Source organism: Dactylosporangium sp. NPDC049140 (assembly GCF_040648435.1).
In genome coordinates this window covers 97,324-104,258 of the sequence record NZ_JBEZDS010000044.1, presented here as the reverse complement: position 1 = coordinate 104,258, position 6,935 = coordinate 97,324, and the positions used below count along the sequence as shown (strand labels likewise).

Sequence of the window (6,935 nt, the reverse complement as noted above, 5' to 3'; positions counted from 1 at the left end):
GGAACCGTAGCGGTCACACCCCGATACAACCCCGGTATCGGGGCGCGCCCGGCGCGGCCCCAGCCGACGCCTGAGCCTCGCCTCGCTCCGACCCCACTTCGACACAGCCCCTAGGCCGCACGGGCGTGCACCGCGAACTGCACGCAGCGCACGGAGAGCAGGCCCGCGTAGGCGAACGCGCCGAGGTTGACGGCCATCCCGAAGATCACCGGCGGCCAGGTCGCCGCGGCCGGCCACTGATAGAGACTCAGCCCGAACACGGCCGCGCCGAGCAGCGCGTGCAGACCGAGGAAGGTCACCGCGGCGAGGCCGACGACGCGGGTGTACCGCACCCCGTCGCGCAGATACCGGCTGCCCCACGAGAAGCCGAGCACCACCAGCGCGGCGACCCCGGCGGCCACGAACGACGTGTACTTGAAGTGGTCGACGAGCACCCAGTACAGGTGGGTGGCGTGTTCGTCGACGCCCCAGGGGCTGTCCCACCACATGAGCGGGGCCAGGACGTTCACCAGCGGGAGGGCCAGCGCGATCCAGGTCGCGGTGCGGCGCCCCTGCTGGGCGGCGAGCTCGGCCTGGTAGGCCGGGGCGACCGCGCGCAGCGAACCGAACTCGGCGACCGCGCGCCGCTCGGCCTCCAGCTCCGACAGCCCCGCATCGGAGTGCGCCGCCGCGGCGTCCTCGAGGCTGTGCCGCGCCTCGGTGATCATCTCGGCGCGCGTGCGCCCCGGGCCGCGCAGGACGGAGGTGAGGCCGTCGACGTAGGCGTCGATCGGGCCGGCTGCGGGCTGCGGCACCCTCTCCACGCGCTCCAGAATCGCACAGCGCACCGCCGCAAGGCCAGAAGGCCCGGCCCGGCCGGGACCATCGTCACGCGCTGACGCGCCCCTCCGCGACGGTCACCACGTCGTCGAAGGCGGCCAGGTCGGCCCGGCGGTGCGTGACCACGACGACCGTGCGCTCCCCGGCCGCGTGCAGCGCCGTGGCGAGCACCGCGTCGGCCGCGGCCGGGTCGAGGCCCTCGGTCGGCTCGTCGAGCAGCAGTACCGGCGGCGGGTCGACCAGGGCCCGGGCCAGCAGCAGCCGCTGACGCTGCCCACCGGAGAGCCGCCCGCCGTCCTCGCCGACGACGTCGTCGAGGCGGTCGCCGTACTCCCCCAGCCCGGCCGCGACGAGCGCGGCCCGCAGATGCGAGTCACCGAACCCGGGCCGCCCGAGCGTCAGGTTCTCCCGCACCGTGGCGTGGAACACATGCGCGTCGGCGAACACACCCCCGGCGACCTGCCAGGGCTCGACCCCGTCCGGCCGGCCTTCGACGAACCCACCGCGCAGCGCCACCGCGCCCGCGATCGCGGACAGCAGCGTGGACTTCCCGGCCCCGCTGGGCCCGACGACGGCGACCCGCCGCCCGGCCGGCAGCGCGAGGTCCACATCGGACAGTGCGTCGCGCGTACCGTTCGGGTAGCGCACCGACACGCCCCGCAGCCGCACCGAAACCGGCCCGCGATGCGCCCGCCGCTCGACGACGACCGGCTCGGCGACGCCAGCGGCGAACTCCCGCAGGACGCCGCGCACCCCGGCCCGGCCCCCGGCGGCTCCGGCCGGCGGCGCCACGGCACCGCCGGCCCGCGCCCGCGCGTCCATCCCGCTCACGGGCGCCCCGTCCCGCGGCGCGACGGCACCGTCAGCGAACTCCCGCACCCCGCTCCCACCCGCGGACGCCCCGTCCCGCGGCGCCACGGCAGCGCCGGCACGCGCCCGCGCGTCGATCCCGCTCACGGGCGCCCCGTCCCGCGGCGCGACGGCACCGTCAGCGAACTCCCGCACCTCGCCCCCGCCCGCGGGCGCCCCGTCCCGCGGCGCGACGGCACCGTCAGCGAACTCCCGCACCTCGCCCCCGCCCGCGGGCACCCCGTCCCGCGGCGCGACGGCAGCGCCGGTGAACTCCCGGCGCCCGGCCGCGCCGGACGGCGACACGACGGCGGTGAGCTCGCGCACCCGGCGCAGGGCGCCGCGCACCTCGGTCTGGCGCGCGGCCGCCGCGGCGAGCGGCACGACCACCTCGCCGACGCTCAGCGCGACCAGCGCGAGCACCGGCGCGGCGGACCCGGACACGAGGGCGGCGATGGCCAGGGCGCTCGCCGCCGGTACCGCGGCCGCCGCTCCGGAAACCACGGCCCCGGCCGCCGCGGTGCGGGCCTCCAGCCGGGCCAGGCGCCGGCCCCGCGCGGACGCGGTGGCCAGGGCGGCCGGCATGGCGCCGAACGCGAGCAGCTCCGCGGAGCCGTGCGCGATGTCCACAGTGGACTCGGTGACGTCGCCGCGCGCGGACGCGAGGGCCGCGCCCGGGCGGGAGAGGGTGGCGCCGAGCAGCGGCAGGAGGAGGCCGGCGACCACGAGGGCGGCGGTGAGCACGAGGGCGGCCGGGGGCGAGACGGCCAGGAACGCGGCGACGGCGACCGCGCCCACCAGGGCCGCGGTCGCGGCCGGCAGGACGGCCCGCAGCAGCAGGTCCTGCACCGCGTCCACATCGGACACCACGCGGCTGAGCGCGTCGCCGCGCGCGGGCGCGGCGGGCCGGGACGCGAGCGCCGCGAACGCGCGGGCGCGCAGGGAGGCGAGCACGCGGAGTACGACGTCGTGGCCGGCCAGGCGCTCGGCGTACCGGATCCCGCCCTTGAGCAGGGCGAACGCGCGCACCGCGGCGATGGCGACGGCGAGCGCGGCGAGCGGCGGCCGGTCGGCCGCGCGGACGATCATCCAGGTCGCGGTGCCCACGAGCCCGATGCCGGCGGCCTCGGTGAGCACGCCCAGCAGCCCGGCGAAGGCGAGACGCAGCACCACCGCCAGCGGACCATCGAAGGCGCGACGCAGCGCAACCGACGTCACGGGACCACCACCGCAGCGCGAGCCAAGCTGTGTCACGCGGCCACCACCGGGTGGCGCGCCTCGGTGAGCCGTCCGTCGACCGTCACCGTGCGCGTGGCGATCGACAACAGCGCCGGCCGGTGGGCCACCAGCAGGGCCGTGCGCCCCGCCGCCAGCCGGGCCGCCGAGGCGACCACCGCCGCCTCGCTCGCCGCGTCCAGGCGCGCCGTCGGCTCGTCGAACAGCAACAGCGTCGCGTCCCGGCGCAGCCAGGCCCGGGCCATCGCGAGGCGCTGCCGCTGGCCGCTCGACAGGCCGTGCGCGGCCAGGTCGGTGTCGTACCCGTCGGGCAGCTCCCGCACGAACCCGTCCGCCTCGGCGGCGCGCGCGGACGCGACCACCTCGGCCGGCGTCGCGTGTTCCGAGCCCAGGCGGATGTTGTCGGCGACGGTGCCGGCGAAGAGGTGCGGCCGCTGCGGCATCCAGGCGAGCCGGGCCCGCCAGGCGGCCAGGTCGAGGGTGGCGAGGTCGGCGCCGCCGACGAGCACGCGGCCCGCGGTCGGCGCGGTGAACCCGAGCACGAGCGACAGCAGCGTGGACTTGCCGCCGCCGCTGGGGCCGACGAGGGCGACGCGGTCGCCGGGATCGACGGTCAGGCTCGCGTCGCGCAGGGCCACCACGTCGCCGTAGCGCACCTCCACCCGCTCCAGGACCAGGGCGGCGTCCGCCGGGGGCAGCCGGGCCTCCGTCCTCGCCGGTGGAGCGTCCTGCAGTACCGCATGAACCTCCGCCGACGCCGCCAGCCCCTCCTGGCTGGCGTGGAACCTGGTGCCCAGCGCGCGCAGCGGCAGGTAGGCCTCGGGCGCGAGCAGCAGCACCGCGAGCGCGGCGCCGAGCGTGAGGCGCCCGTCGAGCAGGCGCAGGCCGACGGGCACGGCGACCAGGGCGACCGAGACGGTCGCGACGAGCTCCAGCACCAGCGCCGACAGGAACGCCAGGCGCAGCGTGCGCATCGTGGCGCGGCGGTACCCTTCCGCGTTCTCCCGCACCCGCGCGACGTACGCCGCCTCGCGCCCGAACGCGCGCAGCGTCGCCAGGCCCCGCACGGTGTCGAGGAAGTGCCCGCCGAGCCGGCTGAGCTGCTGCCACTGGCGCTGGGTGCGGGCCCCGGTGGACTTGCCCACGAGGATGCCGAAGACCGGGATGAGCGGCAGGGTGAGGGCGACCACGACCGCCGAGGTGAAGTCGGTGAGCGCCAGCCAGCCCAGGGTGGCCAGCGGCACGAACGCAGCCAGGAAGACCTGCGGCAGATAGCCGGTGAGGTACCCGTCGAGGCCGTCGACCCCGCGGCCGGCCAGGGTCGCCAGCTCCCCCGCGCGCTGACCGGCGAGCCAGCCGGGCCCGCGCCGGGCGGCCGCGTCCAGCAGCCGCTCGCGCAGGTGGGCCTTGACGTCGGCCGCGGCCCGCCCGGCGATCGCGGTCAGCGCCGCGGCGTGCAGACCACGCAGGAGTACCGTCGCGGCCCCCACGACGAGCGCGGTGCGGTCCAGCCGCCCGTCGGCGGCCGCGGCGAGCAGGGTCGCGAGGCTGACCGCCTGCGCGACCACGAGCACCGCGGCCAGCAGCGCCGAGCCCGCCAGCACCATCGCGTAGCGCCGGACCGGGCCCAGCCGCAGGAGTCTTCTGTCCACGAGTCGCGCCGCCCTACCAGTACCGAGCCGTCCGGCGCCGGAACAGCCACCAGCAGGCGGCCTGGACGGCGACGAGCACCGGGAGCAGCGGGGCCGCGCCGAGTGCGAGCAGCCGCAGCGTGTCAGCGCCGGCGGCCGCGCCGTCGACGGTCACCGTCGCGCCCGGGTCCAGCGTGGACGCTAGCACGGCCGGGAACAGCGCCGACGCGGCCGCGACGACGGGTAGGGCGCACGCCACAGCGGTGGCCGCGAACACCGCGCCCGGGCGCCGCAGCCGGCCGGCCCCGATCACCGCCGCGACGCAGGCGATCGCGAGGACGGTGCCGGCGACCGGGTTACGGACGCCGGCGGGGGCCTCGATCCACCAGCCGGCGAGGGCCAGGGCCGCGACCGCGCCGGCGACGAGGCCGCGCGGGCGCCGGGCGCCGAGCTTCCAGTGCAGGTAGGCGCCCCCGTGCGCCAGCACCAGCAGCACGTTTGCCGCGGCCGTCAGCCAGACCACCGGGTCGGCGAAGGGCGCGAGGCCGTGCACGTGGCCGTCGGCGGTGATCGGCACGCCGTGCAGCAGCACGCCGAACAGCAGCCCCCAGGCGGCGGCGAGGGTCAGCCCGGCCGCGGCGATGAGCGCGTCGAAGCCGCCCCGGCGCCGGCCCCGGCTGCGCAGCTGGACGCCGGCGTTGAGCGCGAGCAGGCCGAGCACGGCCGCGACCACGGCCGGGTAGGCGGCGGTGAACAGCTCGCCCTCCAGCCGCGGGAACGCGGCGATGAGCACCCCGGCGGCGCCGACCGCCCAGACCTCGTTGCCGAGGAACATCGGGCCGATCGCGTTGAGGGCGGCGCGGCGCTCGCCGTCGCCGCGCATGGTGGGCAGCAGCATCGCGACGCCCTGGTCGAGCCCGCCGAGGACGAAGTACGCGGCGAACAGCGCGCCGAGGATGCAGTACCAGAGCGTGCTCATGCCGTCACCTCCGCTTCGCTCCGGCAACGGCATGACGAGAGCCGAGCTTCATGATGAGCGGCCACTCCGCTTCGCTCCGTGCCGCTCATGCGGCCGCCCCCAGCCGCTCGGCCGCGACGGGCTCGGGCTCGGGCTCGAATCCGAACGCGTCGTCGGGTCTGCTCGCCGCGGCCCGGGCCATCAGCCACCAGTCGACGAGGACCAGCGCGACCACGAGCGCGGTGAAGCCGAACGTCGACCAGCGCAGCGCGCCCGCGCCCATCGGCGACACGGCGTCGGCGGTGCGCAGCAGGCCGTACACGGCCCAGGGCTGCCGCCCCTCCTCCCGCACGAACCAGCCCAGGAGCGCGGTGAGCATCGGCACCGGGATGAGCGCGGTGAGCAGCCAGGACATCGGCCGGGCCCAGCGGCGGCGGATGAGCACGTCGCGGAACGTCAGCACCTGGGCGATGAGCAGCAACAGGAACAGCAGGTTGGCGATCTGGATCATCATGCCGAGGGCGGCGCCGACGTTGTCGCTGACGATGTAGCTGCCAGGCCCGAAGCGCTGCACCATCTCGGCCTGGCGCTCGAGCGCGGTGTGGCCGCCGGCCATCTTCATCGGCTGGTTGTCGCCGATCCAGCCGAACTGGGCGTACCCGAAGCCGATGGTGAAGAAGGTCCCGATAAGCCCGACCCGGATGCCCAGGCGCAGCGAGCGGCGGAACAGCTCGAAGTCGTCGGTCTTCGCGCGGCGCAGCCGCCACGCCGAGACGCCGGCCACCAGCACGCCGCCGGCGACCATTGTCGCGGCGACCGCGTGCGCGAGGGCGAACCACAGGGCGCTGTTGGTGAGCAGGGCCCCGAAGTCGGTCAGGCGGGCGGTGCCGTGCTCGTCCAGCGCGTACCCGACCGGATGCTGCAGGAACGCGTTGCTCACCAGCACCCAGAACGCCGAGAGCAGGGCGGTTGCGGCGGTACCCCAGATCAGCGCGAGGTGCAGCCGCTTGCCGAGCCGCCCCCAGCCGAAGATCCACATGCCGAGCAGCGTCGACTCGAGCACGAAGGCGATGAGCGTCTCCAGGGCGAGCGGCGCGCCGAACACGTCGCCGGTCAGCCGGGACAGCCCGCTCCAGTTGAGCCCGATCTCGAACTCCATGACGAGCCCGGTGGCGATGCCGACCGCGTAGTTGATCGCGTACAGCTGGCCCCAGAAGCGGGCCATCCGGCCGTACACCTCCTGGCCCGTGATCGTGTAACGCGTCTGCATGACGGCGACGAGCACCACGAGCCCGAGCGTGACCATGACGAACGTGAAGTGCAGCGAGGCCGTGAGCCCGAACTGGGTTCTGGCGTACTCGAGCGCGCTCATGCGTCGTCCCCCGACATGTACCCATGCAACATGTCGGCAGACTACACGTAGACGCGCGCCGGTAGGAGTG

The 6,935-nt window shown here is 76.4% G+C and carries 5 protein-coding genes; all 5 read right to left on the bottom strand.

Translation table 11 applies throughout. The features are described 5' to 3' along the window. Nucleotides 1-110: 110 nt before the first annotated feature. The gene (locus AB0B76_RS45000) at nucleotides 111-803 is read right to left on the bottom strand and encodes a permease prefix domain 1-containing protein (protein ID WP_360387856.1); all 693 of its coding nucleotides are present in this window, start codon (nucleotides 801-803) and stop codon (nucleotides 111-113) included. Between the two features lie 64 nt (nucleotides 804-867). Next, nucleotides 868-2,886: an ATP-binding cassette domain-containing protein gene (locus AB0B76_RS44995; protein ID WP_360387853.1), complete on the bottom strand. Its 2,019-nt coding sequence runs from the start codon at nucleotides 2,884-2,886 to the stop codon at nucleotides 868-870. A 32-nt stretch (nucleotides 2,887-2,918) separates the two neighbouring features. Further along, nucleotides 2,919-4,511, bottom strand: a complete 1,593-nt coding sequence (gene cydD, locus AB0B76_RS44990; protein ID WP_360387877.1) for a thiol reductant ABC exporter subunit CydD — start codon at nucleotides 4,509-4,511, stop codon at nucleotides 2,919-2,921. A 58-nt stretch (nucleotides 4,512-4,569) separates the two neighbouring features. Next, nucleotides 4,570-5,514, bottom strand: a complete 945-nt coding sequence (locus tag AB0B76_RS44985; RefSeq protein WP_360387851.1) for a cytochrome d ubiquinol oxidase subunit II — start codon at nucleotides 5,512-5,514, stop codon at nucleotides 4,570-4,572. An 85-nt stretch (nucleotides 5,515-5,599) separates the two neighbouring features. Further along, nucleotides 5,600-6,865, bottom strand: a complete 1,266-nt coding sequence (locus tag AB0B76_RS44980) for a cytochrome ubiquinol oxidase subunit I (protein ID WP_360387848.1) — start codon at nucleotides 6,863-6,865, stop codon at nucleotides 5,600-5,602. Between the last annotated feature and the right edge of the window lie 70 nt (nucleotides 6,866-6,935).

Excerpts from the sequence above, each read along its gene's own strand:
- cydD (WP_360387877.1), bottom strand. The coding sequence starts at position 4,511 with ATGGTGCTGGCGGGCTCGGCGCTGCTGGCCGCGGTGCTCGTGGTCGCG.
- AB0B76_RS44985 (WP_360387851.1), bottom strand. The coding sequence starts at position 5,514 with ATGAGCACGCTCTGGTACTGCATCCTCGGCGCGCTGTTCGCCGCGTAC.
- AB0B76_RS44980 (WP_360387848.1), bottom strand. The coding sequence starts at position 6,865 with ATGAGCGCGCTCGAGTACGCCAGAACCCAGTTCGGGCTCACGGCCTCG.